This is a genomic window from Streptomyces cyaneus (assembly GCF_004028635.1).
GTDB classification, from domain to species: domain Bacteria; phylum Actinomycetota; class Actinomycetes; order Streptomycetales; family Streptomycetaceae; genus Streptomyces; species Streptomyces cyaneus.
In genome coordinates this window covers 486,817-510,882 of the sequence record NZ_RQJW01000007.1, presented here as the reverse complement: position 1 = coordinate 510,882, position 24,066 = coordinate 486,817, and the positions used below count along the sequence as shown (strand labels likewise).

Sequence of the window (24,066 nt, the reverse complement as noted above, 5' to 3'; positions counted from 1 at the left end):
CGCTCTCGTAAGCCCGCCACCGGACCCGTGAGAGGAGCCTCGCCGTGACGAACGCCGAAGGGCAGCCCATCCCGGTGATCATCGACTGCGACACCGGCGTCGACGACGCTCTGGCGCTGCTGTTCGCCGTACGCCATCCGGGGCTCGACCTGCGCGCGGTCACCTGCGTGGCGGGCAACACGGACGTGGACGGCGTCGTGCGCAACACCCTCACCGTCCTGGAGCAGGCCGGCGCCCCCGACATCCCGGTCGCCCGGGGCGCCGCACTCCCGCTGATCGAGCCCGCGCGCTCGGCGCGGCACGTGCACGGCGAGGACGGCATGGGCGACATCGGCCTGCCCGCCCCGACCCGCGCCCCGGCCGACGTGGACGCGGTGACCCTGCTGCGCCGCGAGATCCTGGCGTCCCCGCGCCCGGTCACCCTGATCCCCACCGCGCCCCTCACCAACATCGCCCTGCTCCTGCGCACGCACCCGGAGGTGACCCGCAACATCGAGCGGATCGTCTTCATGGGCGGCGCGGTGGCCACCGGGAACGCCACGCCGGTCGCGGAGTTCAACGTGTGGCACGACCCGGAGGCAGCCGCGATCGCGCTCACGGCCGGGGTGCCGATCACCATGTACGGCCTGGACGTCTTCCAGCGCGTCGTCGTCCCCGGGGCGGACGTACGACGCCTGCGGGCGAGCACGGAACCCGGCGCCCGGCTCGCCGGTGACCTGCTGTCCCACCGCCCGGCCACGCCGGACGTCGCCGCCGACTCCGAGGCCGGCGGCATCGGTGACGCGGGCGCGGTGTGCACGGTCGTGGACCCGGCGGGCATCACCACCCGCCTCCTGCCCGTCGAGGTCTCCCTCGCTCCCGGCCCCACGCGCGGCCAGACCATCGTCGACCGCCGCCCCCGCCCCGGCGAGTCCGAGATCCACACCGGCGTGCGCGAACAGGCTCTGGTGGACGTGGCGTTGGACGTGGACGTGGCCCGATTCGTGAAGCTCTATCTGACGACCGTGGAGGGATAGAGGGACAGGCAGCCTGCATTTGCGTGAACAGGACAGGCTGAACCGGCCCGGTTATTCTGGTGATGATGTCGCAGTCGCGGGTCGGAGGCGACGCCATATGCGCGTGAAAGCGAAGTGGGCAACCGCGTGCGCTTCCGCCGTTCTGATCGCTGTCAGCGGGACAACGGCGCACGCGGTACCGGCAGATGACTCGCCGGAAGAAATATTCGAGAAATCCGCTCCGGCGACGGTTCACCTGATCGTCACCACCGCCGGGGGCATGGCACAGGGCACCGGCTTCGTCTATGACGCCGACAAGGGACTCATCGTCACCAATGCCCATGTCGTGGACGGTGCGGCCGCGGTGAAGGTGGGCATCGACAACAAGGAGCCGGTCGCCGCCCAAGTCGTCGGTAGCGATCCCTGTCAGGACTTGGCCGTCGTCAAGCTCGTCGCCACACAAGGGGACCTGAAGGAGCTGGAGTTCGGCAACAGTGACGACGTCGAGACCACGGATGACGTCACGGCCATCGGCTATCCGAGTTCTTTCGAGAACCCTGACACCCAGAAGGCCATCTTCACCTCCGGCACGGTTCAGTCGCCGGACGTGGCCGCTGATCCGAGCCCGTCCTATCCTCACTACCCGGCCACCGTTCAGCATTCCGCCGCGATCAACCCCGGTAATTCCGGAGGGCCCTTGCTGAACGGCGACGGCAAAGTGGTGGGTGTGAACACCCTGGTGAATCCCGAGGCGCAGGGACAGTATTACTCGATCACCGGAGAGCACGCCCAGGCACAGATCCCGGGGCTGGCCGCGGGTGCCAGGAAGAACGATCCCGGATGGGCGGTCTACTCCGTGGACGACGAGTACCTGGCCGACTATTTCTCCGATCCGGAGGACCAGCGGACCGTCGAGGAGGTGCAGCAGCAGCTCTTCCAGGACGACGTGCAGGGACTGCTCATCGGGAGCACGACGACCAACTCTCCGGCGGAGAAAGCCAATCTGTTCTCCGGAGACGTGATCACTCACGTCAAGGGCGCACCGGTGAAGACGGTCAGCGACCTGTGTGACGTGCTGCAGTCGTCGGCACCCGGCGAGAAGCTCACGGTCGAGGGTATCTACGCCATCGGCGCCGAAGAGTCCGACGCGCAGTACGGAGACCCGTGGAAGACCGACCTGGTGCTGCCGAACAAATAGCACCGAGAGCACCAAGACGTGCGAACGCCCCGGAATTTCCGGGGCGTTCGTGTCAGGCAGGGGCGATCAGGAACGAGCCCCGCGACGCCGCTTCGACGCCACGACGAACGCCGCGCCGCCCGCCACCAGCACCACCGCGCCGATGGCGATCGGGCCGGTCGCGCTGCTGCCGCCCGTCTCGGCGAGGTCGCCGTCACCGCCGTTGGGCGAAGGCGCCGGGGCGGACGTCGACTCGGAGGGCTCCGGGGTCGGGGTCTCGGTCGACGGGGTCTCCGAGGCAGGCGTCGTCTCCTCCGCCGGGGTCGACGGCTCCTCGGTCGGCGGCTCCGACGGCTCGGCCGGCGGCGTGGTCGGCGGCTCCTCGGTGGCCGGCGGCTCGGTCGTGCAGTCCTTCGTGCCGCCGTTCCAGGCCGCGATCAGCTTGTCCTTGATGACCGGGCGGTCCGGGCCCTTGGGCAGGTCCCCGTGGACGAAGCCGTCGTTCGCGTCGAGCTTGCCGTCGAACTTCACCGCGCCCCGGTACAGGTCGATCTGCGCGAAGCAGCCCGCGTCCGGGACGGCGATGTCGAGGGTGTCGGTCTGGCCCGGCTTGACCGTGACCGTGTCGAAGTCGACGAAGACCTGCTCGCCGGAGGTGGCGAAGGTCGGGCCGTGGGCGAGGTAGGAGGCGAGCGAGGCGGTGCAGGTCGTGGCGTCGGCGGCGGCGCGGACCGTGATGTGGACCTTGCCGTCGTCGGTGACCTTCAGGTTCTGGTCGTCGACCTTGACCGAGTCGTAGAAGTTCGTGCCGTCGAGCGAGAACTGGCAGCGGTCGGTGGCCGTCTCCGTGCCGGCGCCGGTGCCGGGCTGGTAGCTGCCGCCGGTCTTCCAGCCGTCGCCGCCGCCGTGCGAACCGGTGGCCCAGGCGCCGGAGGCGGAGGCGACGCCGGCAGCGCAGAGAACGAGCGACGCGGCGCCCGTCCCCAGCAGGCGTCGCGCCATGACACGTCTCGCTATGGACATGCGTATCCCATCGTGGGGTGAGTGGTCGAAGAAGAATCACTGGGCTCATTGGTCACATGCGCAACAGTGTGAGCACATCGTCGGGTGACAGGAGAACGCTGTCAACCTGCGGGAACGCAATGCAAGTTCAAACTGCAATCACAATTCCATCACACGGGGAATGATCTACTCCGCACTGCGTGGTGTTCGCTTTTCCGGCCTAGTGGACAGAGTTCTCACTGTCGCCCGTACAACCCGCGAGGAGTCCGCGTGACCGTCCGCACCACCACGACCGACACCCCCGACCTCTCGTCCCGCAACCCCGACTGGTGGCGCCAGGCCGTCATCTACCAGGTCTACCCCCGCAGCTTCGCCGACGGCGACGGCGACGGGCTGGGCGATCTGAAAGGCATCACCCAGCGCCTGAACCACCTCGCCGCCCTCGGCGTCGACGCCCTGTGGCTCAGCCCCTTCTACCCCTCCGAGCTGGCCGACGGCGGCTACGACGTCGCCGACTACCGCGACGTCGACCCACGCCTGGGCACCCTCGACGACTTCGACGCCATGGCCGCCGAGGCCCACCGCCTCGGCCTGAAAGTCATCGTCGACCTGGTCCCCAACCACACCTCCCACCAGCACGTCTGGTTCCAGGAGGCCCTGCGCGCCGGCCCCGGCTCCCCCGCCCGCGACCGCTATGTCTTCCGCGACGGCCGCGGCCCGCACGGCGAACTCCCACCCACCGACTGGCAGTCCGTCTTCGGCGGCAGTGCCTGGCGCCGGGTCCCCGACGGCCAGTGGTACCTGCACCTGTTCACCCCCCAACAACCCGACCTGAACTGGGAGAGCGAGGAGGTCCGCGCCGACTTCCGCACCACCCTGCGCTTCTGGTCCGACCGCGGCGTCGACGGCTTCCGCGTCGACGTGGCCCACGCCCTCGCCAAGGACCTGAGCGAGCCGCTGCGCGACCTGGGCGCTCCGGAGCTGAGCAGCGAGGACGCACTCCCGCACTTCCCGCCCGGTAGCCACCCCTTCTACGACCGCGACGAGGTCCACGAGATCTACCGCGACTGGCGCAAGATCCTCGACGCCTACCGCCCGCCCCGCATGGCGGTCGCCGAGGCCTGGGTGAACCCGAGCGCCCGCCGCGCCCTGTACGCCCGCCCGGACGAACTGGGCCAGGCGTTCAACTTCGAGTATCTGCAGGCAAGTTGGGACGCCGAGGAGCTGAAGCGGGTCATCACCGACTCGCTCGCCACAGCCCGCGCGGCCGGCGCCTCGGCCACCTGGGTCCTCTCCAACCACGACGTCGTACGCCACGCCTCCCGGCTGATGCTCCCGCCCGGCACCGACGACAACGCCTGGCTCCTGTCCGGCGGCCACGCACCGGCCGTCGACGAGCCCGCCGGCCTGCGCCGCGCCCGCGCCGCGACCCTCCTCATGCTCGCGCTGCCCGGTTCGTCGTACGTCTACCAGGGCGAGGAACTCGGTCTGCCCGAGGTCGCCGACCTGCCCTCCGAGGTCCTCCAGGACCCGATCTGGGAACAGACGGGGCGCGTCCGCAAGGGCCGCGACGGCTGCCGGGTGCCGCTGCCGTGGACGACGACGGGACCGTCGTACGGCTTCGGCGCGGGCGGGTCCTGGCTGCCGCAGCCGGAGCGTTTCGCGCAGTACGCCGTCGAGGCCCAGGACGGCGTCGAGGGCTCCACCCTGGAGCTCTACCGCAAGGCCCTGCGCCTGCGCCGCAAGCTCCTGGAGGGGGAGGAGCTCCGGTGGGCGCCGGACAGCCCGCCCGGCGTCCTGCACTTCGCCCGCTCGGACGGCTGGCGCTGCGTGGCCAACCTCTCCGGTACGGCGGTCGAGTTGCCGCCGGGTGAGGTGCTGATCGGCAGCGGGCCGCTGGAGGGGCGGGTGCTGGGGCCGGACACGACGGTCTGGCTGGCGTAGGCCGGCAGTAGGCCCGTAGGCCCGTAGGCCCGCAGGCCCGTAGGTCATTTCAGGACGACCTGCGGTTCGCCCGCTGCCGGTGGTGGCGGGGTCAGGTCCTGGGCCGGGAGTTTCGGCGGGGTCGTCTCCTGGAACAGGACCTGGTCGAAGTCGACCAACCCCGTCTTCTCCATGACGGTGATGTGGTCGAGGACGGTGGTGTTGGCCTGGTCGGCCAGCTGCCGGACCAGGGAGTTCTCGGTCGTGGCCCGGATCTTGGCGATCGTGCTGAAGATCTGTCCGTGTGTGACCCGCAGGATGTTCGCCATGTCGCTGTCGAACTGCTTGCCCGTGTCCGCGCCGAGCGTCGCGACGAAGCCCTGCTGCTGCGGGCTGGGCCGGTTGGGCAGGGTGATGTTCAGCTGCGCGGCGATCCTGCGGCAGCCGGCGTCCAGTGCGGTGTGCCCGGCGACCAGGTGCCGACCGGCCGTCAGCACCGCCTTGGTCGTGCCCTTCCGCAGAGCCATCTTCCCCACCGGGTACTCCCACAGCCCGGCCGCCCGCACCTTGACGACGAAGTCCCGGTCGGCCTCCGTCAGCGGGCCCGCCGAGGTCTGGGCCACGACACGGGTCTGGGATCCGGCGACGGCACTGACGCCGAGCATCGAGGGATAGGCGAGGGCGACGAGGGTGAGGCTCAGAGCGCCGCCCACGAAGAGAGTTCCGGTTGCGTGCCGCGTCATGCGCACCGTGCTGCCTCCTGCCGGCCGGGGTCGTACGGAGGGAGGTACGGATCGGGTGACGTGCGGAACCTTTTGGCTTGGCATCGGCTCCGTAAAGCATCGGCTGCCTGTGCGGGCCCTTGCAGTCCCGTGCAGGACCGTGCAGGCCCGGCTGGCGGCACGCGCCGACACCGTCCGAGTGAGAGGCGCGGGTCGCTCGCGTGGCGAACCGGGCAGGGCCCGCCCGCTGCCCAAGGATCCGGACGCGTGGCACGCACCTTCGACGAACTGGTCGCCATGCAGCGGGCGGCGGACCAGGCACACAGCAGGGTGGAGGAGCTACGGGACCACTACGGGCCGCCCGCCCACACCCCGTGGACCGAGCTCCAGACCGACACGTACGAGACCGCCTGGCGAGCCTGGCGCGACCTCGCCCGTGACGTCCAGAGCGCAGTGACCGAGTACGCGAAGGAGCAGGGCGCCGCGCGCAACCAGGTCGAGGAGGACGTGAGGAGGGCCGTACGGCACCCGGAGCCGAAGCCGGAGCCGGGCGAGTGACGCGTCCCGACCTGCGGGTCGGCGCCCGGACGGGTGGTGCGCGCGGCTTCGTCGGCCCGTACGGCCGAACAGCGCGTGTCCCTGCGGGAACGGGCCGCGAGAATCGCAGGGGTGCCGCCGACGTGTGTGTGAGGAGCTCCGCCGACGATGAGCAGGTCCTGGAAGACGACGATCTTTGGGTTGCTCGCCGTAGCGGGCGCGACGGTCATGGCGGCGACGGCCGCAGTGGCCGGGACGGCAGGGACGGCTGGGACGGCCTACGGCCGTGAGGGGCCGACCGGATCGGTCGGCCGTGACCTGTGGGCGAGCGCGACCATCGAGCCCGGGCGCGAGGGCATCGTCGAGGTCGGGGGCTATGAGGGGGCGCCGCTGGGCGAGGGCTCGGTACTGACCCTGACGGCGCCGGCGCAGACGAGAGTGACGGGGACCCCGTTCGCCGCGGGCGGGTACCGCGGGGCCATCGCCTTGGGTGGGATCAGCGGGACGTACACGTTCGTGGGGGCGCCTGCGGCGGCTGGGTCGGCAGCCGATGAGTCGGTGGCAGATGACTCGGTGGCTCACGAGTCGGCATCGGCGGGCTGGAAGGGCCGTACGTTCCCCTTCGTCCTGTCGGTCCCCGCCAACGCCGAGCCCGGCACCCGGCTCCCTGACTGCGCCCTGGTCCTGCGGGACGCGAACGGCACCGTGCGGCAGAGGGGCAGCTGCACCGTGACGGTCGGGCTGCCCGCGCCGGTGCTGTCCCGCCCCCACTCGGGCGTACCGCTGGGTGCGCTGCCGAGGACGTCGGGGACGGCCTACCCGGGAGCCCAGGTCACGGTGCGCGACGCGCACGAGGAGGAGGTCTGCGCGACCACTGCCGCGCCCGCCGGCACATGGTCCTGCGTACCGTCCCGCGCCCTCCCGCCGGGTCCGGGCCGCCTCCAGGCGACGGCCACGTTCAACGGAGTCAGCGCGACGAGCGAGCAGATCGACATCGTCGTGACGGGGGCGGCGGACGCCCAGCCTTAGGCGCTGTCCGGCGGACCGTGCCCGGGTCCACCCGCATGGCGGCTTAGCTCCGTCACGGCAGAGGGAACGTTAATTCGGCCCACGAAGAAAGGTGAGATCGCATGGCGAAGAACACCGTCGTACGCCACAGCGGCGAGGGAAAGGCGTTCTGGATGCTGGACAGCCTCTACGAGGTCAAGGCGTCCGGCGAGGAGACCAATGGCGCGATGACCATCATGGAGATGACCATCCCGGAGGGGATGGGCCCCCCGCCCCACACCCATCCCGGAACCGAGACCATCTACGTGCTGGAAGGGACGCTGCGCCTGCACATCGGCGACGAGGTCTTCGACGGCGGCCCCGGATCCCTTTTCCACATCCCCGAGGGGACGTTGGAGCGGTTCGAGCCCACGAGCAAGGTGCGCCTCGTGGTCACCTACACGCCGGGCGGCCTGGACAAGTTCTTCGCCGAGGCCGGTGAACCGGCGCAGAGCCATGAGCTCCCCCCGAAGTCGGACTCCCCACCGGACATCGACCGCTTCATCGAAATCGCCGCGCGGCACGGCGTCGACATGAGGCCCATGCCCGGCAGTTGAGGACTGCCCGGGGAGCCTGGAAAGCTCGCACGCATGGTCTCGATATTGCAGAACGTGGCGATCGACTGTGCGGATGCCTACGAGCTGGCCCGGTTCTGGAGCAGGGTGACGGGCCGTCCGCTGCATCCGGAGGCCGGACCGGGTGACCGGGAGACTCAGGTGCTGCTGGCGGAGGGCCCTGTCCTGTACTTCAACCAGGTGCCCGAGGCCAAGACGATCAAGAACCGGATCCATCTGTGTCTGCGCCCCGAGACCTCGCGTGAGCAGGAGGTGGACCGGCTGCTGGGCCTCGGTGCCACCTTCGTCACCGATCGCCGCAATCCCGACGGCTCGGGCTGGGCGGTCCTCGCTGATCCCGAGGGCAACGAATTCTGCGTCCTGCGCAGCGAGTCCGACCGAGCCCGATGCGAAACGCCGGGCGCCGGTCAGTAGCGCAGGGCCCTGGCCACCTCCGCCTTCACCTCGCCGCTCAAGTCGCGCGTGCTGCGGGCCGTGCCCTTGCCCGTCTTGCCCGCCGGCACGTCCGACACGGTCACCGCGGCCGCGTCCAGCAGATTGCCGTCCTCGTCGCGGAAGTTGATCTGCGCGGTGAAGGACCTGGTCGAGTCGGTGGTGTTCTCCGCCGTGACCTCCACGGTCGTACGGCCGTCCGCGTCGGTCGTCGGATCGCCCAGGCTCACCGCGTCCTTGGCGTCGATGCCGCCCTTGATGTCGTCCAACTGGCGGCCCGCCTCCGCTGTCGCCGAGGCGAAGGCAGATGCCGCCTTGCTGGCCACCGAGGAGGGCGTGTCGTCGTCGCTGCAGGAGGTCAGGGTGAGGGTGGCGGCGACGGCGGCGGTCGTCGTGAGGATCGCGGTTGTCGTCCACCGCGTTCGGTGACCGGGCATGGCGCCTCCAGCGGGTCGGTTCCGGTCCGGTTCCTTCAGTGAAGATCCGTGCGTCGCCGTCCGCACTCCGGGGCCCCGGGCGTCACCCGATCGGCCCTTCCCCCGTGGTGGCCGCGGCTGGGCCCACGGATCGTCGTACCGACCGCATACGCGAGAAGTGGGGTACGGCAGCCATGAGCCAGCAGCAGCCGCAGTCGCCGTCGGCGTCGCCGTCGCAGTCCCATGCGACCGATGCAGCGCACAGTCCCGCTGGATCTGCTGGATCTGCTGGATCTGCTGGATCTGCTGGGCCCGCTGGTGGCCCTGCATCTCGGGCCACCTGGCCTTCGGCCGAGACCGGCCCCGGGCCCGCCCCCTCCGTCGCCCCCGGCTGGGTCACCGGCGGGCTCGTCTTCGCCGGGGTTCTGATGCTGGTGAACGGGCTGTTGGCCATCCTCCAGGGCATCTCCGCGATCGCCGAGGACGACGTCTACGGCCGTATCGGCGACTACGTCTTCGAGATCAACCTCACGGCGTGGGGCTGGATCCTGCTCGCCCTCGGCGTCGTGGTCGCCTGCGTCGGCTACGGCATCCTCAAGGGGGCCTGGTGGGCTCGGATCACCGGCATCTTCGTGGCGTCCCTCAGCATGGTGCTGCACTTCGTGTTCCTGCCGTACACGCCGGTGTGGTCGGTGATCATGGTGGGGGTCGACTTCTTCGTGATCCTGGCGCTCGCCGTGGCCCCGGACATGCCCCGCGCGGGCGCGAGCGCTAACGCTTCAGCGCGCGGTAACGTCTCAACAACTCGCTGATCCTGGTCGGGTCCTTGTGACCGTTGAGCTCGGCCAGCAGGTCGTCGGGGCACAGCTCGTAGAGGTCGCCCCAGAAACGGCGGCCGTGGTTGTCCCAGATGCGGTAACCGCCGGGGACGCCCCTGGCCACGTAGCGTCGTCTGCTCAATCCGCCCCCCTGTCCGGACCCGTGTCCGGACAGGGTGACATCGGGCGGCTGCTCTCGTCGTCCGTATTTTCCGGGCTCAGCCGTGCCCCAGTCCGCCCCCGCCGAAGGATCCGCTCTTTCCGGGTAGCCAGCGCCTGCGGTGCTGGTCCTCGCTGCGTTTGCTGCCCGCGTGGTGCAGCTCGTGCGGCAGGAGCCGTTCCCTGCCCTGCGCGTGCGGCACTTCGTCCGGCTCCCTGATCTCGCGCTCCTCATGGACCGCACCGGTGTCGGGAAGATGCGGCTGCTCGTCGGGCGTGGGCCGGGGCAGCTCGCGATCACGGACCCGCATGCCGAGCTGCACGGCCCAGATCAGCGCGCCGGCGATGAACAGGCCACCAACAAAGGCGGCGATCACGTTGAGTACTTCACTCGACGTGGCCGCTAGTACAAACGTCGCCGTACTCATGCCCCAATTATCACCGAAACGGGCGAATAAGCTCCTCCGCGGGACCGTCGAACCGCTTGTGCCCGCTTGTGCCCGCTTGTCGCTTGGGTCTACACGTGTTGCGCGGCATCCTCCGGCTCGCCCAGCTCCGTGAAGAGCGTCAGCTGCAGGGCGCCGGGTCCTTCGAGGCGGGAGTTGAGAGAGTTCCAGGGCGTGCGGGTGGGTTCCGCGAGGACCTCCGCTCCGGCTGCCGCCAGCTTGGCCGTCGTGGCCGTGGAGTCGTCCACCTGGAAGGCGACCCGGATGTGGCCCGCCACGCGGTGGCCGACCTCGACCTCGTCGATGAACTCGGCGTGGTTCGGGTCGGTCAGCTCCAGCGTGGCCCGGCCGGCGTCGAGGATGGTGACCCGGCCGTCGGGGGAGGAGAACGCGGCGCGCTCGGGCAGGCCGAGCACGTCCCGGTAGAAGCGCAACGCCTCGTCGTAGTCGGCCGCCGTGACCACCAGACGGAGCTCGCGTACGGGGGACTCGGCGGGGGATCCGTCGGCGGCCTGTTCGTCGGACACGTGCGGCTCCTGCATGTACGGCTCCTCCATGTACGGATCCTCTTCAACGGTCGTGACTCGTGAACCGGCACACTCGGCCCCTGATTCCCGGCCGGCACCGGCGCCTCGTCCGTTCGGCGGAGACGCCCGCCGACGGGATCCCGCGGGCCTGGCCCTTCGGCCGAAGCGGGGCCTGACGCCGTGGCGCGACAGTGGGGCCGGTTCCCCCTCTGCCTCAGGAGTACGCACATGACACAGCCGACCGGCGGCCGGCCCGGTACGACGGCCGGTGTGATCCGGGTCGTCATCGTCGACGACCAGGACATGGTGCGCTCCGGGTTCGCCGCGCTGCTCTCCGCGCAGAGCGACATCGACGTGGTCGGCGAGGCCCCCGACGGCGCGCTCGGCGTCGAGGTCGGCCGCCGTACGCATCCCGACGTGGTGCTGATGGACGTACGGATGCCCGGCATGGACGGGCTGGAGGCCGCACGGCACCTGCTCGACCCGCCGCCCGGTGTCACCCACCGCCCGAAGGTGCTGATGCTCACCACCTTCGACCTCGACGACCATGTGCACGAGGCGCTGGCCGCCGGTGTGAGCGGCTTCCTCCTCAAGGACGCCCCGGTCGCCGAACTCCTGCACGCCGTACGGGTGGTGGCGGCCGGCGACGCGCTGCTCGCCCCGTCGGTGACCCGCCGCCTCATCGAGGACTTCACCCGGCGCCGCCCCGCCCGCCGCAGGCAGACCCGCCTGAGGCTGAACGGCCTCACCCCGCGCGAGAGGGAGGTGCTGTACCTGGTCGCGCGGGGTCTGTCGAACACCGAGATCGCCGATGAACTGGTCGTGGCCGAGCAGACCGTCAAGACGCACATGACACACCTGCTGGCCAAGCTCGCCGCCCGCGACCGGGCCCAACTCGTCATCTTCGCCTACGAGTCGGGGCTGGTGAGCCCGGAGGACGGGGCCTGAGCCGGACTCCCCCGCGCGAGCTGCCGTAATACCCCAGTACGACATCGCAGTTGGCACCCCAGTGTGACGTATCCCCGCAAAGCACCCTTCTACCGTCCGCGCATGAATTCGCAACAGCCCCAGCAGCCCCAAAAGCCCCAACGACCCCAACGACCCCAACAGTCCCAACGGCCCCAGCAGATCGACCTCGACCACATCAGCGACCTCTACCGCACCTACGCCGACGACCTCGACCGCGTCCGCGAGAAGCAGCGCCGGCTGCTCGCGCCTCCGAAGCCGATGAAGGCCCAACTCGACGACATCGAGGCGGAGATCACCTACCTCCTGCTGCGCGAGAGCCGCCCCGAGACGGTCGTGGAGATCGGCACCTTCCACGGCTGGTCCACGACCTGGATACTCCAGGCCCTGCGGGACAACGGCACCGGCCACCTCCACTCGTACGACATCACGGACAACGTCGTACGGGGCGTTCCGGACCATCTCTCCACCGGCCGCTGGACCTTCACCCAGGGCGACGCCCGCGAGAACCTCGCGAAGATGCCCGACGCGGCCGACTTCCTCTTCATCGACGCGGCGCACTCCGCCCGCTTCGCCCGCTGGTACGTCCAGCACCTGTTCCCGCGCCTGACGCCCGGCATCCCGGTCTGCGTCCACGACGTCTTCCACGGGAGCCGGGCGCTGCCGTTCACGGAGGGCGCGGTGGTGCTGCGCCGGCTGCGCGAGCGCGGGACGCCGTACTTCACGGCGTCCCGCGCACATGCACCCGAGATCTACGACCGTCTGAGGGACGTCAAACGGTCCCTGTCTCTCGGCCTGTCCCTGCGGGACAGCCACGACAACCCCATGATCTTCTTCAACCTGCCTTGACCGCGGTCCGCGCGGACTCGCCCTCGGCGGCCGACCGGTCGGTGGTGGCGGCGGTGCGCTGCCTCGGGATGAGCGTGGCGAGCGCGAAGGCCAGCAGGGCCGCTCCCGCGCCGATGGCCATGACGACCTTGAAGCCGTTCTCCGAGGGCAGGGCGTAGCCGCCGAAGTCGGTGGTCATCTGGGCCAGGATGACGCCGGCGATGGCACTGGCGAACGAGGTGCCGAGCGAGCGCATCAGGGTGTTCAGGCTGTTGGCGGCGGCCGTCTCGGAGGGGTCGACGGCGCCCATGATCAGGGCGGGCAGGGCGCCGTAGGTGAAGCCGACGCCGGCGCCGATGATGCAGGAGACCAGGATCAGGTGCCAGACCTCGCTCATCAGCACGATGTTCAGGCCGTACCCGGCGGCCACGATCAGCGCGCCGATCATCAGGGTGACCTTGGGGCCCTTGGCCTTGGTGACGGCCGCGGAGGCGGCGGACATCGCCATCATCACCAGGCCCTGCGGGGCGAGGACCAGGCCGACGGTCAGCATGGACCTGCCGAGGCCGTAGCCGGTCTGCTCGGGCAGCTGCAGGAGCTGCGGCAGGACCAGGGACATGGCGAACATCGAGAAGCCGAGCGCCACCGAGGCGAGGTTGGTGAACAGCACCTGGGGCTTGGCGGTGGTGCGCAGGTCGACCAGCGGCTGGGCGGCCCGCAGCTGCCACCAGCCCCAGGCCAGCAGGATCACGACGGCGGCGGCACCCAGGCCGAGGGTGGTGCCGCTGGTCCAGCCCCAGTCGCCGCCCTTGGAGACGGCCAGCAGCAGCGAGACCAGTCCGGCCGACAGGCCGAGCGAGCCGACCAGGTCGAAGCGGCCGCCGGTGCGCACCTTGGACTCGGGCACGATCAGCAGGACCAGCAGGAAGGACAGGGCGCCCAGCGCGGCGGAGGTCCAGAACAGGATGTGCCAGTCCCAGTTGTCGGCGATGAACGCGGCGGCGGGCAGACCCAGCGCACCTCCCACCCCGAGTGAGGCGCTCATCAGCGCGGTCGACCCGGCCAGCCGCTCGGCCGGCAGCGCGTCGCGCATGATGCTGATGCCGAGCGGTACGACGGCGGCGGCGAGGCCCTGCAAGGTGCGGCCGACGATCATCGGGACGAGGGAGTCGGCGAGCGCGCACACCACCGAGCCGGTGACCAGCAGGACGATGCTGGTCAGCAGCATCCGCCGCTTGCCGATCATGTCGCCGAGCCGCCCGACGACCGGTGTGGCCACGGCGGCGGCGAGCAGCGTCGCGGTGACCGCCCAGGCGGTGTTGGACGCCGAGGCGTCCAGGAGCCTCGGCAGCTCCGGGACGATCGGGATGACCAGGGTCTGCATCAGCGAGACGACGATCCCGGCGAGGGCCAGCACCGCCACTACGGCGTTCGGCTTCGGCGGGGCGGACTTCCTCCCCGCGTCGGCGGGTCGGGCGATTGCGTGGGACATGACGGAGCCTCCATCAAAGGGTTGGCGGGAACGGCGGCGTGGGGCTGTGCTTGATGTGCGGCTCCTAGTCGAAGGTGACGACGACCTTCTCCGCCGCCCCCGGCGTCATGGCCAGCCCGAACGCCCGCTCCACGGCACCGAACGGCACCCGGTGACTGATCAGCTTCGCGAACCGCTCGTGATGCTCGGCGAGCTCCGCGGTGACCTCGAAGATCTCCGTGGGGTACCCCTGGGAGGCGATGAGCGTGAGCTCACTGCGGAGCATCCCGCCGAGATCGATGGCGTCGGACTTCTTCTGTACGGCGACCATGACCAACTTGGCGCCCCACTTGGCGGAGTCGACGGCGGCCTGGAACACGGCGGGCGCCCCGGCGGCGTCGATGTAGATGTCGGTGCCCGCGCGGGCCTGCCCGAGCGCGTTCGCGGCCTGGCCGTGCAGCTCGGTGAGCCGCTCGGTGACGTTCTCCTCCGCCGAGTTGACGACGGCGTCGGCGCCGACGGCCAGCGCGGTCTCCAGCCGCTCCGGGATGATGTCGACGACGACCACGTGCTCGACGCCGCGCAGCTTCAGCCAGATGGTGGCGCCCAGTCCGATGGGCCCGGCGCCGAAGACGACCACCTTGTCGGCCGGCTTCGCCTCGGAGCGGTTGACGCAGTGCCGGGCGACGGCCATCGGCTCATTGAGGGCGGCGACGTCGAAGGGCACGTGACCTGGGAAGACGGCCAGGTTTCTGCCGACCTCCGCCTCCTCGACCAGCAGGTACTCGCTCATGGCCCCGTGCGCGCCACCGCACCCGATGATCCCGGAGGGCACGCCCTGCGGGTTGACGACCACACGGTCGCCGACCTTCAGCCCGCTGACCTCGGCGCCGACCTCGACGATCTCGCCGGCGGGCTCGTGGCCGAGGGGGAGGGAGCGCATCGAGCCGTCGGCACCGAGGGGCGTGCCCCCGAGGTGCAGGAAGAACGTGTCGGTGCCGCAGATACCGCAGGCGCGGATCCGCACCAGGGCGTCCCGGGGGCCGGGGGCGGGGCGCTCGACGTCGACGACGTCGATCTCGTTCTTGGCGCCGGTCTGGACGGACTTCATCGTTGCCATGAGCTGGGTCTCTCTCGTGAGGTGCGGTGATCTGAGCTGCGGTGATCCGAGCTGCGGTGATCTGGGGCGCAGTGATCTGAGGCGCGGTGGTCGCGGGCGCAGTCGGTGTCACCGGGCCCGGCGGCGAATGGGGGGTTCGGTTCCGCCGCCGGGCCGGTGACCGCGCCGTCCCCGTCCCCACGGGTCCGGCGCGGCGGGGCCGTCCTCCGCTCAAGGCGGCCCCGGTCTGTGCCGTGCTTCGTTGCTTAACTTAGGCAAGCATGAATGAGTTACTTAAGTCAAGCAAGCATTTGCGGTACGGTGGAGGCATGGCCGCACCGTCATCCGAAGCCGCGTCGCCCGTCCCGACGGACATCGTGGAGATCGAGAAGTGCCTGACCCGCGTCGCGTACCTGGCGGGCCGGCCGAGACAGCACGAGTACCTGATGGCCATGGCCGGTCTGACCCTCGACCGGGCCGCCGTGGCGATCCTGCGCCGCCTCGCCGAGACCGAACCGATGCGGCCCGGCGTACTGGCGGGGCTGCTCGCCGTGGAGGCGTCCCATGTCACGCGCCAGGTGCAGCAGTTGGAGCGGGCCGGCTATGTGATCAGGGCCGCGGACCCGCACGACCGGCGCGCCCGGCGCATCGAACTCACCGACGCGGGCAGGGCCGCCGTGAACCGCTTCCGGGAGGCGAGCCGCGTCGGCATGCGTATGGCGCTGGCCGACTGGTCCGACGAGGACCTGCGGCGGTTGGCCGAGCTCTTCCACCGCCTGGTCGACGACTTCGTCACCCACGCCGAGGTTCCGGCCGACCTCGGCCCCACTGCCTGACAGGCCGTTCCGGCACGCAGCGCATCCCCACGGCCCCCACTCCCCCCCACGAAGGGCGTCGCCATGAACGCGAACCTCTCGAACCTCCTGGAGAAACCCTCGCCGCCACGCGGGGACGGAGAGCGGGTCCTGGTCGTCGCCGACGATCCGGGCGACAGTGAACTGCTCAGCACCACCCTGGAGTTGGCCGGCTACCGGGTCGGCACGGCGGGCACCGGCGCCGAGGGGATGAGCCGGCTCACGGAGCACTGCTTCGACCTGGCGGTGTGGGACGCCGTGCTCCTCTCCCACCTCGCGCATCTGCCCCAGGCCCCCCGCTCCCCCCGCGCCGCCTCACTCCCGCCCCACCCCCCGCTCCTCTTCCTCACCACCTGCGACTCGCTGCACCACCTCGTCCCCGAACTCGGCCCGGGCGAGAAGGACTACGTCACCAAGCCGCTCCGCATCGCGGAGGTCCTCGCCCGAGTCGACGTCCTACTGCGCCGCCGACGCCCCGAACGGCAGGCTGACCGGCCCCGCTACGGCGACCTCGTCCTGGACGACGCCACCTGCCGGGCCCGCCGCGGCTCACGCGCCCTCGACCTCACCCCCGCCGAATACCGTCTGCTGCGCCATCTGCTCGTCAACGCCGAGTGCGTGCTGTCGAAGGAGCAGATCGGACGGCATGTCTGGGGCGACTTCCGGGCCAACGAGGCGATCGAGAAGCTGGTCTCGCGGCTGCGCCGCAAGGTGGACCGCGATCCCGGCGAGCCGGCCCTGATCCATACGCACCGGGGGTTCGGGTACTGGCTCGGCGGCCCCGGCTGACATCACGGCCTGACTCCCCGCACCGCCCAGGCCCGCGGCCGAGGCGAGGGAGGCGACGTAGGCGGGGGCGGGGCCCTGGCCGGACAGGAAGGGAGTTCACAGGTCGGCGAAGTCGGCGAAACCGTGGGTACCTCGATCGGGGTCGTCGACACGTCGGTGAGCCCCGCGCCGGTCCACAGGGTGTGCAGGACTTGCTGGGGGCAGTCCGGGAAGCGCGGGGAGCCGGAAGCCGGAAGCCGGAAGCCGGAGACGGGGCCGTTGCCTGGCCGCCCGCGCCGGACTGCGGCGACCCGCACGATCTCGGGTTCAAGGCCCACACCCGCCTGACCCCGGCCGACCCCGCCGCGGACTGCGGGGCCCGCCCGGCCTGCGCCGCGATCCTGGACCGGGCCGGGCCGGAGGCGTCGTACCAGCGCCGGTTGGGCCTGCATTGAAACAGGCGTTGGGCGGCGGGCGGCGGCTGACCGGCCGCCGCCCGCCGGAGCGTCAGCTCCCGCTCTTGCCGAGCAGCTTGTTCATCTCCTCGATCTCGGCGGTCTGGGCGGTGACGACGTCGCCGGCCAGCTTCGTCGCGGGGCCGTACTGCCCCTTCGCCTTCTCGGTCGTGGCCATCTCCACCGCGCCCTCGTGGTGCTCGACCATCATGGTCAGGAACAGGGTGTCGAAGGCCTTGCCGGACGCCTTCGTCAGCTCGTCCATGTCCTTCTGGTCCATCATCCCGGCCATGTCGCCGGAGCCACCGGAGCCACCGGAGCCACCGGAGTGACCGCCGGAGTGGTCCATGCCGGGCATCGCCGACGGCACGTCCTCACCCCAGGCCTTCAGCCATCCCGACATGGTCCGGATCTCCGGGTCCTGGGCCTTCTGGATGCGCGAGGCCAGGTCCTTGACCGCGGCGGAGGAGGCCCGACCGGCGGCCATGTCCGCCATCTGCACGGCCTGCTGGTGGTGCGGGATCATGCCCTGCGCGAAGGAGACGTCCTGGTCGTTGTGGGCGCCGGCCGCGGCGTCGGCGGTGGCGCCGGCGCTCGCCGAGGGCGACGTGTGGCCGCCGGAGGCGGTGTCCGCGTGGTCGGTACCGCCGCACGCGGCGAGGACGAGAGCGGCGGTGACGGCCGTCGTGGCCAGGGCGGCGCGACGGATCAGGGTATGGGTGCTGGTCATGCTGAGAACTCCTGCGACGTACGTGAGGTGCTGCGCCCTCGGGGCGCGGCATGGGCATGGCTGAGTGCCGTACGCCCCAGCGTTGAGGGGGGACGGCTCGGCCTTGTCCTAGGTCCGCAGGATCTGCAGTTCGGCCAGTGAGGGAGGCGCGCGGCCGCCCTCGGGGGCGGCGGCCACGGAACGGCCGTCGAGGTCGCCCGCGACAGCGGTTCCGAACGGATCGGCCAACGGGGCCGGAAGCGCGGGACCCGCACCGACGGCACCGGAGGCGCAGGTCGGATCGGCGTGCTGGGCATGCCCGCCACCGGAATCGGCACTGTGACAGACGGATTCGTCGGTCATGGTTGCCGTGGCCTTCATGGCCGACGTGGCCGACATGTGGGCGCTCATGGAGGCGCTCAACGCGCGCGTATGCGGGTGATGCGGTGCGGGATGAGAGGAGACCGCGACCGCGTGGCCGGGCCCGAGCGCATGCATCCCGAACAATCCGGCGAGCAGCCCGAGCACCAGAAGCATGCGCCACGGCCCCGGCATCGGGAGCCGCAGCGCACGGTGCTGCTGTGCACGGGCTGTCACGCCCTCATGGTACGTATTCCGCCCGCGGCCGACTCACCCGCCGGTCACGGTGTGACCTGGGTCCCGCCGAAGGTCACGACGAGCCGTCCGTCCGAGGCGAAGGACCAGCCCAGGGCGCCGCTGTAGGACGAGCACCGGGAGCCGTTCGTGCCCGACCAGAACTGGTTCGAGCTGTCGGAGTCGCCGATGATCCGGTCGTTCGTGCCGCTGCCGCTGCGGCACGAGGTGTCGCCCCGGAACACGGACGTGCCGGCGTCGAAGTTGAAGTTGCGTTCGGTGTTGTCGATGCTCACATTGTTCGAGACGGTCATCGATCCCGGGTTGCTGTTGTAGGTGAACCCGTGCTTGCCGTTCTTGTAGGCGATGCTGCGCTTGACGACGTGGTTGACGGGGATGTCCTCGCCGCCGAGCTTGTAGCCGTTGCGGTCGCCGTTTCCGGCCTGGGAGCCGTCGCTGAGGGTGCCGTTGTTGTACGCGAGGGAGTCCTCGATGGTCACCGGGCCGATGGCGCCGGTGTCGGACTTGGTGTAGAGGTCCCAGCCGTCGTCGATGTTGTTGTGGGCCACGGCGTAGCGGAAGACGTTCCCGGTGCCGGTGGTGAGCTTCGCGGCGAAGCCGTCGGCGTCCTCGCCGTCGGAGTCGGCGTTGTCGTGCGACTCGGCGCTCAGGATGAGGTTGTTGGACGGCCACTGCTCCTTGGGGGTGGTGGAGGCGATCCGCCCGAGCTGCAGTCCCGTGTCACGGTTGAAGCGCGTCACCGTGCGCTCGATGACGTTGTTGCTGCCGCCGACGTAGATGCCGTTGTCCCCGGCCCGCTCGACGACGATGCCGTTGACGTGCCAGTACGACCCCATCACCTGCAGCCCGCGGTTGGACGAACTCTCGCTCTGCGCCGAGAAGTTCAGCACCGGCTTCTCGCCGGCATAGGCGGACAGCTTCGTCCGGGCACTGGACGTGCCGTTGTTGCCCGCCGGGATGGTGACCGTCGAGGAGTAGTTGTACGTCCCTCCCCGCACATAGATCGTGCCGCCCGCGGAGATACGGCTGATCGCCGAGGTGAGCGTGGTGGGCGCCGACTCGGTGCCGGCCGCGCCGTCGGTGCCGTTCGGCGCCACGTACAGGACGGGGCCCGTCGGCGCGGGGGTGCTGCCGCTGGTCTCGACGTCCAGGTAGTCGACGTTGGGCAGGCCGGCGGAGGTGGTCGGGTTGAGGCGGATGGTGTTGCTGCCGGCGTTGACGGGGACGGTGAACGTCTTCGTCGTCCAGGTCGTCCACGCGCCGGTGCCTTCGAAGGACGGTGTCTGCACGGTGGTCCCGTTGACGACCAGGGAGGCGGGGCGGGCGGTGGTGGTGCCGTTGGCGAAGCGGACGTTGAGCGTCGCCGTGCCTGCTGCGGGGGCGTTCACGGTGAACTGGGCATGGCCGCCGGTGGAGTTGGCGCCGTTGCAAAACCCGGTGCCGGAGTAGCCGGCCCAGTCGGAGTCGACGGTGCCGGTGCAGATCGCCGGGGAGCTCTCGGCCTCGTAGCGGGTGGTGGCGGCCTCGGCGGTGGTGCCGGTGAGCGCGACGAGGGTGGTGGCGAGGAGGGCGGTGGAGGCCAGGGCGGGGGTGATGCGTCTGACCGGGCTGGGGTGCGGGTGCATGGGGCTGAACCCTTTCTGTTTGGGGCAGACAGGGAAAGCGCTTTCTCTATGCTTTTCGGGACCGTAAGGGCCTGTCGCATACGCGTCAATAGATGTGTACGTGATTCAGGTTCATGACCATGAACGGCTGGAGTCTGACTTGGGGCCGACTGGGCCCGACCGGGCCTGACTGGGACCCGACTGGGCCGCTCGTACGACTTTGCCTTCTCTTTACAACCCGCTTCGCTGCCGCGTCGTCTCTCTGCTCGACCGTCACCCAGCCCGCCGCGTACGGCAGTACCGGCCGGTCCGACGAAAGAGAGAGCGACTCAATGCGCCGAACCGTCCTCAGCGCCATGGCACTTACCTGCACGGCCCTGCTGGCGGGCATCACGCCCGCGTTCGCCGACAGCACGTCCCCGACCTCGGTCCCCAGCCCGACGGCCACCGTCCCCTCGGCGACGGCCGTCCCGACGCCCAGCGCCGCCGAACCGACCACCGCGCCGAGCACCGAGCCGCCCCGGGAAGCGACCCCCGCCCCCTCGGCGCCGTCGGCCGAGCCGACCCGCGCGCCGGACGGCGGCCAGGTCTCCGTCGTACCGTCGGGGGCGCCCGACACCGGAGTCACGGCGCCGACTTCGGATTCCGGGACCGAACGGGGCGGGCTGATCGGCGGGGGAGCCGCCGCCGTACTCGTCGCCGGAGGCGCGACGGCCTTCGTGGTAAGGCGTCGGCGGACGAACGGCGCATGATGCCGCTGTCCAGGCGCGCGTTCGCCACGGCGGCGATGGCCTCGCTGCTGGTGGGCTGCGGTGGCCAGGGAGCGGAGGAGGGCGCGGACGCGGGCTCCCGGAGGAGGAGGGGTGCGCAGACGCCCGAGGAAGGCCCGCCTCCCTCACCATCCGCGAACTCGGCGCGCACGCTGGGCGGTTCGGCTCCGGTCCGCCTGCAGATCCCGGCGATCGACGTCGACACCCCGCTCATCCGGCTGGGGCTGGCGCCGGACGGCACCGTGCAGGTGCCGCCGATCACCGCCGACGACCGGGCGGGCTGGTACCGGCACTCACCGACGCCGGGTCAGGTCGGCCCGTCGGTCGTCCTCGGCCATGTCACGGTGGGCGCCTACGGGGACGGGGTGTTCCGTCACCTCGCCCGGCTGCACCGGGGCGACCGGATCGTGGCGCGCAGAGAGGACGGCACGACGGCGGAGTTCGCGGTCAGTACGGTACGGACGGTCGCCAAGGCGGACTTTCCGGCGGACGACGTCTACGGGGACGTAGACCGCCCGGAGCTGCGGCTGATCACGTGCGGAGGGCCGCGGGACGGGGACGAGTACCGCGACAACGTGATCGTCTTCGCGGAGTTGAGCGCTACGACGCGTTGAGCGCTACGCCGAGCTGAGCGCCACGCCCCTGTCCTGCTCGCCTGACCACCTCGCCCGATCACCCGCCAGAGACGACCATGGAGAGCGTTGAAACGGACCCGAGACGAGGCGGCGTCCGAGCTGTTCGCCGCCCTCTACCCGCGCCTCGCCGGCTGGTGCCGCCGTCTTGTCGACGACGACGAGACGGCCCACGAGATCGCCTCCGAGGCCTTCACCCGGCTCTGGGCCCGCTGGAGCCGGGTGGAGGAGCCGCGCGGTTTCCTCTACGTCACGGCGGCGAACCTGGTCCGGGACCACTGGCGCAAGCTGGAGCGCGAGCGGCGGGCGATGCGCCGGGTCACGACGGAGGCGGCGGTCAACTCCTGTGCGGAGCAGACGGAGCAGGCGGACCCGTCCGTACGCCTGCTGGTCCAGTCCCTCCCCGAACGCCTGCGCACCCCGATCCTCCTCCACTACTACGCTGACATGCCGATCCGGGAGGTGTCCGTGCTGACCGGGCGCAAGGAAGGAACCGTCAAGGCCGACCTGCACGCGGCCCGCGAACTGCTCCGCGTCCATCTGAGGAGAAGCCTTGACCACACGCTTTGACGACGACGCGGACGGCACGGAGTTGTCCCCCGACGACCCCCTCGCCGTGATCCTCCGCCCCTCCTCGGACTACCTCGCCCCACCCGCCGGCAGCTACCGGGCGATCCGTCGCAGGGCGTCCCGCCGACGACTGGTGCGTACGGCGATCGGGGCGGGTGTGACCTGCGCGGTTGCGGTGCTCGTCGCGCTGCCGCTCCAGCTGGGGACCTCGGAGGGCCCGACGTCCCCGGCACCCCCGCTCGCCCCTCCGCCCGCGAGCAACCGCACGACGCCGCCCGCCCCGTCGGCGATCCCGACCCCGTCGGCGTCGTCGCCCCGATCGGCATCACCGACGCCGACGGTGCCGTCCGAGTCCGCGACGTCCGAGCCCACCGCGAACCCCCGGACCGACGAGTCGCGTACGCCGAGCAGTCCGGCGGTCCCGACCAGTGCTCCGTCGACGACCCCGACGTTCCCACGTGCTCAGGAGGGTTGAGGCACGATGCTCACAGCGCGGTAGTCGTACCCGTCCTGTAGGAAGCCGGGGGCTTCCCATGTGAGGTCCACCTTCTGTCCGGGGGACAGTGTGCCGAACCCGTCCATCTCGATGGCGGAGAAGTGACCCCAGCAACCGCCGGGGGTTTCGGGGGAGTCGAGCACTCCCCACCCTTCCTCGTCGTGCCACTCCCGGACAGTCGCAGTCACCATGAACCAAACCTATGTCACGCGGCGCCGGCGACGGGGCGCGACCTTCATCCGGCGGTCAGTGCGCTGCGAACTGGAGCCGCGTCGGCTGCAGAGCATCCGGCCGGATCGCGAGGCCGTCGACCGTCAATGTCTCTCCGTAGATGTCGGTGATCCGGATCTCGCCGCCGCATCCACTCCCCTGCTCGGAGAGGAAGTAGTTGTACTCGGCGCGCGGCAGCCGACGCCAGCCGCTGCCGTCGCGGACCTCGAGTCGAGCCAGGGGGTTCCGGTGCCCCACCGCCTGGATGCCGCACCAGTAGCGGCTGGACCCCGTCTTGTAGCGGATGGAGATCGTGTCGGACGTGCTGGGGCTCAGCAGGCTCCACGTGATCGGGATCTGACCGGCAGAGGGGACGGCGAGCTTGGCGAAGGCCTGGGGGCTCAGGTCGAGTTGGCCGGGAGCGCAGGGGAGCGGGCATTCGTTGGTGATGCGGACCGTGACGGAGGCGCCGCTCGCCGCGCGGACGCGTACGTACGCCCCGCACGCCTTGGACGTCTCGTAGTCCGTGTGGTTCATCGCCGCGGTCATGACGTCGTCGGTCGGGCCGTAGAGACAGGCGCCGTTGCCGTTTCCGGTGTCGTAGAAGGTCGCGACTCCGTCGTAGGTGACGTTGGGGCGGATCCGGCCTGCCAACGGCGCGGAGGCCGAGGCCGGTTGGGGCGCGGTTCCGGCCGCGGCGCCGCCTTCCGGTGCTGTGGTTGCGGGGCGTGGCGAGGTGGTCCGGGCAGTCGATGCGGTGGGGGACGCCTTGGACGCGGACGGCTTGGACGGCTTCGGCTTCGGCTTCGGGCTCGTGCTCGGCGTCGTCCGTGGAGTCGTCGACCCACTGCCGGCTATGGGCGCGGTCGTGGCGTCGTGCGCCGTGGTCGCCCCTTCAGGGTGGAGGGCCATGAGCAGGGATGCGACGAGTGCGACGGCCGCCACCACTAGGGCGGGGACGAGGGCCGTGTGTCGCTTGCCCGGGGGCCGGCGGTGGGAAGGAGATGCCACGGGTGAGTCCTTACGCGGTTCGGCAGAAGCAGAGCACGTGAGTCGGGTGTGGGGCTCCCGGGCGGGAGCCTCCCATGCGTCAGTGGTCGCCGGGGCCGGAAAGGTTGCCGGTGGGTTCGGTGAGCTCGGTGGGTTCGGTTCGCCGCCTGCGGAAAATCGCTGGCGGCTCGAAGCGGGCAGCATTACGCTCGCCCGCGATGACGACTCATTCTGTTGCCAGATTGGGGGTCCC

Annotated in this window: 30 protein-coding genes; 17 read left to right on the top strand and 13 right to left on the bottom strand. The window is 70.7% G+C overall.

Annotated features, from left to right (window positions below):
* Window positions 1-44: 44 nt before the first annotated feature.
* Both EHO50_RS27795 and EHO50_RS27790 read left to right on the top strand, forming a co-directional pair.
* Window positions 45-1,016, top strand: coding sequence for a nucleoside hydrolase (locus tag EHO50_RS27795; protein WP_128433923.1), 972 nt, complete (start codon window positions 45-47; stop codon window positions 1,014-1,016).
* A gap of 97 nt (window positions 1,017-1,113) precedes the next feature.
* Window positions 1,114-2,193: a S1C family serine protease gene (locus EHO50_RS27790; protein ID WP_128433922.1), complete on the top strand. Its 1,080-nt coding sequence runs from the start codon at window positions 1,114-1,116 to the stop codon at window positions 2,191-2,193.
* 66 nt (window positions 2,194-2,259) lie between these two features.
* Here the strand turns inward: EHO50_RS27790 and EHO50_RS27785 are convergent, their stop codons facing one another.
* Window positions 2,260-3,195 (bottom strand): LAETG motif-containing sortase-dependent surface protein, encoded by a 936-nt coding sequence (locus EHO50_RS27785; RefSeq protein WP_128433921.1) that lies wholly within the window; start codon window positions 3,193-3,195, stop codon window positions 2,260-2,262.
* 249 nt (window positions 3,196-3,444) lie between these two features.
* Between EHO50_RS27785 and EHO50_RS27780 the strand changes: the two genes are divergently transcribed.
* Window positions 3,445-5,118: a glycoside hydrolase family 13 protein gene (locus tag EHO50_RS27780; protein WP_128433920.1), complete on the top strand. Its 1,674-nt coding sequence runs from the start codon at window positions 3,445-3,447 to the stop codon at window positions 5,116-5,118.
* A 44-nt stretch (window positions 5,119-5,162) separates the two neighbouring features.
* On the opposite strand, the gene EHO50_RS27775 is transcribed toward EHO50_RS27780, so the two are convergent.
* Window positions 5,163-5,810 (bottom strand): DUF4142 domain-containing protein, encoded by a 648-nt coding sequence (locus EHO50_RS27775; RefSeq protein WP_128434056.1) that lies wholly within the window; start codon window positions 5,808-5,810, stop codon window positions 5,163-5,165.
* Between the two features lie 276 nt (window positions 5,811-6,086).
* Between EHO50_RS27775 and EHO50_RS27770 the strand changes: the two genes are divergently transcribed.
* The 4 genes from EHO50_RS27770 (at window position 6,087) to EHO50_RS27755 (ending at window position 8,392) form a co-directional block, all read left to right on the top strand.
* Window positions 6,087-6,377 carry a hypothetical protein gene (locus EHO50_RS27770; protein ID WP_128433919.1) on the top strand — a complete coding sequence of 97 codons (291 nt, stop codon included), beginning with the start codon at window positions 6,087-6,089 and terminating at the stop codon, window positions 6,375-6,377.
* Between the two features lie 147 nt (window positions 6,378-6,524).
* Window positions 6,525-7,385 (top strand): carboxypeptidase regulatory-like domain-containing protein, encoded by an 861-nt coding sequence (locus tag EHO50_RS27765; protein WP_128433918.1) that lies wholly within the window; start codon window positions 6,525-6,527, stop codon window positions 7,383-7,385.
* A 101-nt stretch (window positions 7,386-7,486) separates the two neighbouring features.
* Window positions 7,487-7,960 (top strand): cupin domain-containing protein, encoded by a 474-nt coding sequence (locus tag EHO50_RS27760; RefSeq protein WP_128433917.1) that lies wholly within the window; start codon window positions 7,487-7,489, stop codon window positions 7,958-7,960.
* 33 nt (window positions 7,961-7,993) lie between these two features.
* Window positions 7,994-8,392, top strand: coding sequence for a VOC family protein (locus tag EHO50_RS27755; protein ID WP_128433916.1), 399 nt, complete (start codon window positions 7,994-7,996; stop codon window positions 8,390-8,392).
* Here EHO50_RS27755 and EHO50_RS27750 read toward each other — a convergent pair.
* Window positions 8,386-8,847, bottom strand: coding sequence for an FxLYD domain-containing protein (locus EHO50_RS27750; RefSeq protein ID WP_128433915.1), 462 nt, complete (start codon window positions 8,845-8,847; stop codon window positions 8,386-8,388). The two genes, EHO50_RS27755 and EHO50_RS27750, sit on opposite strands and share 7 nt — an antisense overlap.
* A 173-nt stretch (window positions 8,848-9,020) precedes the next feature.
* Between EHO50_RS27750 and EHO50_RS27745 the strand changes: the two genes are divergently transcribed.
* Window positions 9,021-9,638: a DUF7144 family membrane protein gene (locus EHO50_RS27745; protein WP_128433914.1), complete on the top strand. Its 618-nt coding sequence runs from the start codon at window positions 9,021-9,023 to the stop codon at window positions 9,636-9,638.
* On the opposite strand, the gene EHO50_RS27740 is transcribed toward EHO50_RS27745, so the two are convergent.
* The 3 genes from EHO50_RS27740 to EHO50_RS27730 form a co-directional block, all read right to left on the bottom strand.
* Window positions 9,598-9,786, bottom strand: a complete 189-nt coding sequence (locus EHO50_RS27740) for a hypothetical protein (RefSeq protein WP_164904960.1) — start codon at window positions 9,784-9,786, stop codon at window positions 9,598-9,600. The two genes, EHO50_RS27745 and EHO50_RS27740, sit on opposite strands and share 41 nt — an antisense overlap.
* A 76-nt stretch (window positions 9,787-9,862) precedes the next feature.
* Complete coding sequence (locus EHO50_RS27735) at window positions 9,863-10,231, bottom strand: DUF6479 family protein (protein ID WP_128433913.1); 369 nt, start codon at window positions 10,229-10,231, stop codon at window positions 9,863-9,865.
* A gap of 89 nt (window positions 10,232-10,320) precedes the next feature.
* Window positions 10,321-10,791: a VOC family protein gene (locus tag EHO50_RS27730; RefSeq protein WP_128434054.1), complete on the bottom strand. Its 471-nt coding sequence runs from the start codon at window positions 10,789-10,791 to the stop codon at window positions 10,321-10,323.
* Between the two features lie 213 nt (window positions 10,792-11,004).
* Between EHO50_RS27730 and EHO50_RS27725 the strand changes: the two genes are divergently transcribed.
* Window positions 11,005-11,724, top strand: a complete 720-nt coding sequence (locus EHO50_RS27725; RefSeq protein ID WP_128433912.1) for a response regulator — start codon at window positions 11,005-11,007, stop codon at window positions 11,722-11,724.
* A gap of 102 nt (window positions 11,725-11,826) precedes the next feature.
* The gene (locus tag EHO50_RS27720) at window positions 11,827-12,591 is read left to right on the top strand and encodes a class I SAM-dependent methyltransferase (RefSeq protein WP_128433911.1); all 765 of its coding nucleotides are present in this window, start codon (window positions 11,827-11,829) and stop codon (window positions 12,589-12,591) included.
* Here the strand turns inward: EHO50_RS27720 and EHO50_RS27715 are convergent.
* Both EHO50_RS27715 and EHO50_RS27710 read right to left on the bottom strand, forming a co-directional pair.
* Window positions 12,578-14,062: an MFS transporter gene (locus EHO50_RS27715; RefSeq protein ID WP_128433910.1), complete on the bottom strand. Its 1,485-nt coding sequence runs from the start codon at window positions 14,060-14,062 to the stop codon at window positions 12,578-12,580. The two genes, EHO50_RS27720 and EHO50_RS27715, sit on opposite strands and share 14 nt — an antisense overlap.
* Before the next feature lie 64 nt (window positions 14,063-14,126).
* Window positions 14,127-15,161 carry a zinc-dependent alcohol dehydrogenase gene (locus tag EHO50_RS27710; protein WP_128433909.1) on the bottom strand — a complete coding sequence of 345 codons (1,035 nt, stop codon included), beginning with the start codon at window positions 15,159-15,161 and terminating at the stop codon, window positions 14,127-14,129.
* Window positions 15,162-15,469: 308 nt separating this feature from the next.
* Between EHO50_RS27710 and EHO50_RS27705 the strand changes: the two genes are divergently transcribed.
* The 3 genes from EHO50_RS27705 (at window position 15,470) to EHO50_RS44165 (ending at window position 17,217) form a co-directional block, all read left to right on the top strand.
* Entirely contained in the window at window positions 15,470-15,976 is a 507-nt protein-coding gene (locus EHO50_RS27705; RefSeq protein ID WP_128433908.1) for a MarR family winged helix-turn-helix transcriptional regulator, read from the top strand.
* A gap of 63 nt (window positions 15,977-16,039) precedes the next feature.
* A complete protein-coding gene (locus tag EHO50_RS27700; protein ID WP_128433907.1) occupies window positions 16,040-16,783 on the top strand; it encodes a response regulator transcription factor in 744 nt (247 codons plus the stop codon).
* A gap of 191 nt (window positions 16,784-16,974) precedes the next feature.
* The gene (locus EHO50_RS44165; protein WP_164904959.1) at window positions 16,975-17,217 is read left to right on the top strand and encodes a hypothetical protein; all 243 of its coding nucleotides are present in this window, start codon (window positions 16,975-16,977) and stop codon (window positions 17,215-17,217) included.
* Between the two features lie 52 nt (window positions 17,218-17,269).
* On the opposite strand, the gene EHO50_RS27690 is transcribed toward EHO50_RS44165, so the two are convergent.
* The 3 genes from EHO50_RS27690 to EHO50_RS27680 all read right to left on the bottom strand — a co-directional run bounded on the left by EHO50_RS27690 (window position 17,270) and on the right by EHO50_RS27680 (window position 20,166).
* Entirely contained in the window at window positions 17,270-17,947 is a 678-nt protein-coding gene (locus tag EHO50_RS27690; RefSeq protein WP_128433906.1) for a DUF305 domain-containing protein, read from the bottom strand.
* Between the two features lie 108 nt (window positions 17,948-18,055).
* The gene (locus EHO50_RS27685; protein WP_246101484.1) at window positions 18,056-18,523 is read right to left on the bottom strand and encodes a DUF6153 family protein; all 468 of its coding nucleotides are present in this window, start codon (window positions 18,521-18,523) and stop codon (window positions 18,056-18,058) included.
* Window positions 18,524-18,567: 44 nt separating this feature from the next.
* Window positions 18,568-20,166 carry a CBM35 domain-containing protein gene (locus tag EHO50_RS27680; RefSeq protein ID WP_128433905.1) on the bottom strand — a complete coding sequence of 533 codons (1,599 nt, stop codon included), beginning with the start codon at window positions 20,164-20,166 and terminating at the stop codon, window positions 18,568-18,570.
* A gap of 311 nt (window positions 20,167-20,477) precedes the next feature.
* Between EHO50_RS27680 and EHO50_RS27675 the strand changes: the two genes are divergently transcribed.
* The 4 genes from EHO50_RS27675 to EHO50_RS27660 all read left to right on the top strand — a co-directional run bounded on the left by EHO50_RS27675 (window position 20,478) and on the right by EHO50_RS27660 (window position 22,592).
* Window positions 20,478-20,897 (top strand): Tat pathway signal sequence domain protein, encoded by a 420-nt coding sequence (locus EHO50_RS27675; protein WP_128433904.1) that lies wholly within the window; start codon window positions 20,478-20,480, stop codon window positions 20,895-20,897.
* The gene (locus EHO50_RS27670) at window positions 20,894-21,529 is read left to right on the top strand and encodes a class F sortase (RefSeq protein WP_128433903.1); all 636 of its coding nucleotides are present in this window, start codon (window positions 20,894-20,896) and stop codon (window positions 21,527-21,529) included. The genes EHO50_RS27675 and EHO50_RS27670 overlap by 4 nt, the downstream gene beginning before the upstream one ends.
* An 87-nt stretch (window positions 21,530-21,616) precedes the next feature.
* Window positions 21,617-22,117, top strand: coding sequence for an RNA polymerase sigma factor (locus tag EHO50_RS27665; protein ID WP_128433902.1), 501 nt, complete (start codon window positions 21,617-21,619; stop codon window positions 22,115-22,117).
* The gene (locus EHO50_RS27660) at window positions 22,101-22,592 is read left to right on the top strand and encodes a hypothetical protein (protein WP_128433901.1); all 492 of its coding nucleotides are present in this window, start codon (window positions 22,101-22,103) and stop codon (window positions 22,590-22,592) included. Before EHO50_RS27665 ends, EHO50_RS27660 begins: the two co-directional genes overlap by 17 nt.
* Here the strand turns inward: EHO50_RS27660 and EHO50_RS27655 are convergent.
* A complete protein-coding gene (locus EHO50_RS27655; protein WP_128433900.1) occupies window positions 22,580-22,804 on the bottom strand; it encodes a cold-shock protein in 225 nt (74 codons plus the stop codon). The two genes, EHO50_RS27660 and EHO50_RS27655, sit on opposite strands and share 13 nt — an antisense overlap.
* Before the next feature lie 55 nt (window positions 22,805-22,859).
* On the bottom strand, window positions 22,860-23,834 hold the full coding sequence (locus tag EHO50_RS27650) for an expansin EXLX1 family cellulose-binding protein (RefSeq protein WP_128433899.1): 975 nt from the start codon (window positions 23,832-23,834) through the stop codon (window positions 22,860-22,862).
* Window positions 23,835-24,066: the final 232 nt, after the last annotated feature.

What these genes read in the sequence shown, in the direction of transcription:
- EHO50_RS27730 (WP_128434054.1), bottom strand. Translation starts at nt 10,791, where the DNA reads ATGCAGGAGCCGCACGTGTCCGACGAACAGGCCGCCGACGGATCCCCC.
- EHO50_RS27735 (WP_128433913.1), bottom strand. Translation starts at nt 10,231, where the DNA reads ATGAGTACGGCGACGTTTGTACTAGCGGCCACGTCGAGTGAAGTACTC.
- EHO50_RS27675 (WP_128433904.1), top strand. Translation starts at nt 20,478, where the DNA reads ATGCGCCGAACCGTCCTCAGCGCCATGGCACTTACCTGCACGGCCCTG.
- EHO50_RS27760 (WP_128433917.1), top strand. Translation starts at nt 7,487, where the DNA reads ATGGCGAAGAACACCGTCGTACGCCACAGCGGCGAGGGAAAGGCGTTC.
- EHO50_RS27670 (WP_128433903.1), top strand. Translation starts at nt 20,894, where the DNA reads ATGATGCCGCTGTCCAGGCGCGCGTTCGCCACGGCGGCGATGGCCTCG.
- EHO50_RS27725 (WP_128433912.1), top strand. Translation starts at nt 11,005, where the DNA reads ATGACACAGCCGACCGGCGGCCGGCCCGGTACGACGGCCGGTGTGATC.
- EHO50_RS27790 (WP_128433922.1), top strand. Translation starts at nt 1,114, where the DNA reads ATGCGCGTGAAAGCGAAGTGGGCAACCGCGTGCGCTTCCGCCGTTCTG.
- EHO50_RS27710 (WP_128433909.1), bottom strand. Translation starts at nt 15,161, where the DNA reads ATGGCAACGATGAAGTCCGTCCAGACCGGCGCCAAGAACGAGATCGAC.
- EHO50_RS27655 (WP_128433900.1), bottom strand. Translation starts at nt 22,804, where the DNA reads ATGGTGACTGCGACTGTCCGGGAGTGGCACGACGAGGAAGGGTGGGGA.
- EHO50_RS27785 (WP_128433921.1), bottom strand. Translation starts at nt 3,195, where the DNA reads ATGTCCATAGCGAGACGTGTCATGGCGCGACGCCTGCTGGGGACGGGC.
- EHO50_RS27700 (WP_128433907.1), top strand. Translation starts at nt 16,040, where the DNA reads ATGAACGCGAACCTCTCGAACCTCCTGGAGAAACCCTCGCCGCCACGC.
- EHO50_RS27680 (WP_128433905.1), bottom strand. Translation starts at nt 20,166, where the DNA reads ATGCACCCGCACCCCAGCCCGGTCAGACGCATCACCCCCGCCCTGGCC.
- EHO50_RS27755 (WP_128433916.1), top strand. Translation starts at nt 7,994, where the DNA reads ATGGTCTCGATATTGCAGAACGTGGCGATCGACTGTGCGGATGCCTAC.
- EHO50_RS27765 (WP_128433918.1), top strand. Translation starts at nt 6,525, where the DNA reads ATGAGCAGGTCCTGGAAGACGACGATCTTTGGGTTGCTCGCCGTAGCG.
- EHO50_RS27745 (WP_128433914.1), top strand. Translation starts at nt 9,021, where the DNA reads ATGAGCCAGCAGCAGCCGCAGTCGCCGTCGGCGTCGCCGTCGCAGTCC.
- EHO50_RS27750 (WP_128433915.1), bottom strand. Translation starts at nt 8,847, where the DNA reads ATGCCCGGTCACCGAACGCGGTGGACGACAACCGCGATCCTCACGACG.
- EHO50_RS27715 (WP_128433910.1), bottom strand. Translation starts at nt 14,062, where the DNA reads ATGTCCCACGCAATCGCCCGACCCGCCGACGCGGGGAGGAAGTCCGCC.
- EHO50_RS27690 (WP_128433906.1), bottom strand. Translation starts at nt 17,947, where the DNA reads ATGACCAGCACCCATACCCTGATCCGTCGCGCCGCCCTGGCCACGACG.
- EHO50_RS27720 (WP_128433911.1), top strand. Translation starts at nt 11,827, where the DNA reads ATGAATTCGCAACAGCCCCAGCAGCCCCAAAAGCCCCAACGACCCCAA.
- EHO50_RS27705 (WP_128433908.1), top strand. Translation starts at nt 15,470, where the DNA reads ATGGCCGCACCGTCATCCGAAGCCGCGTCGCCCGTCCCGACGGACATC.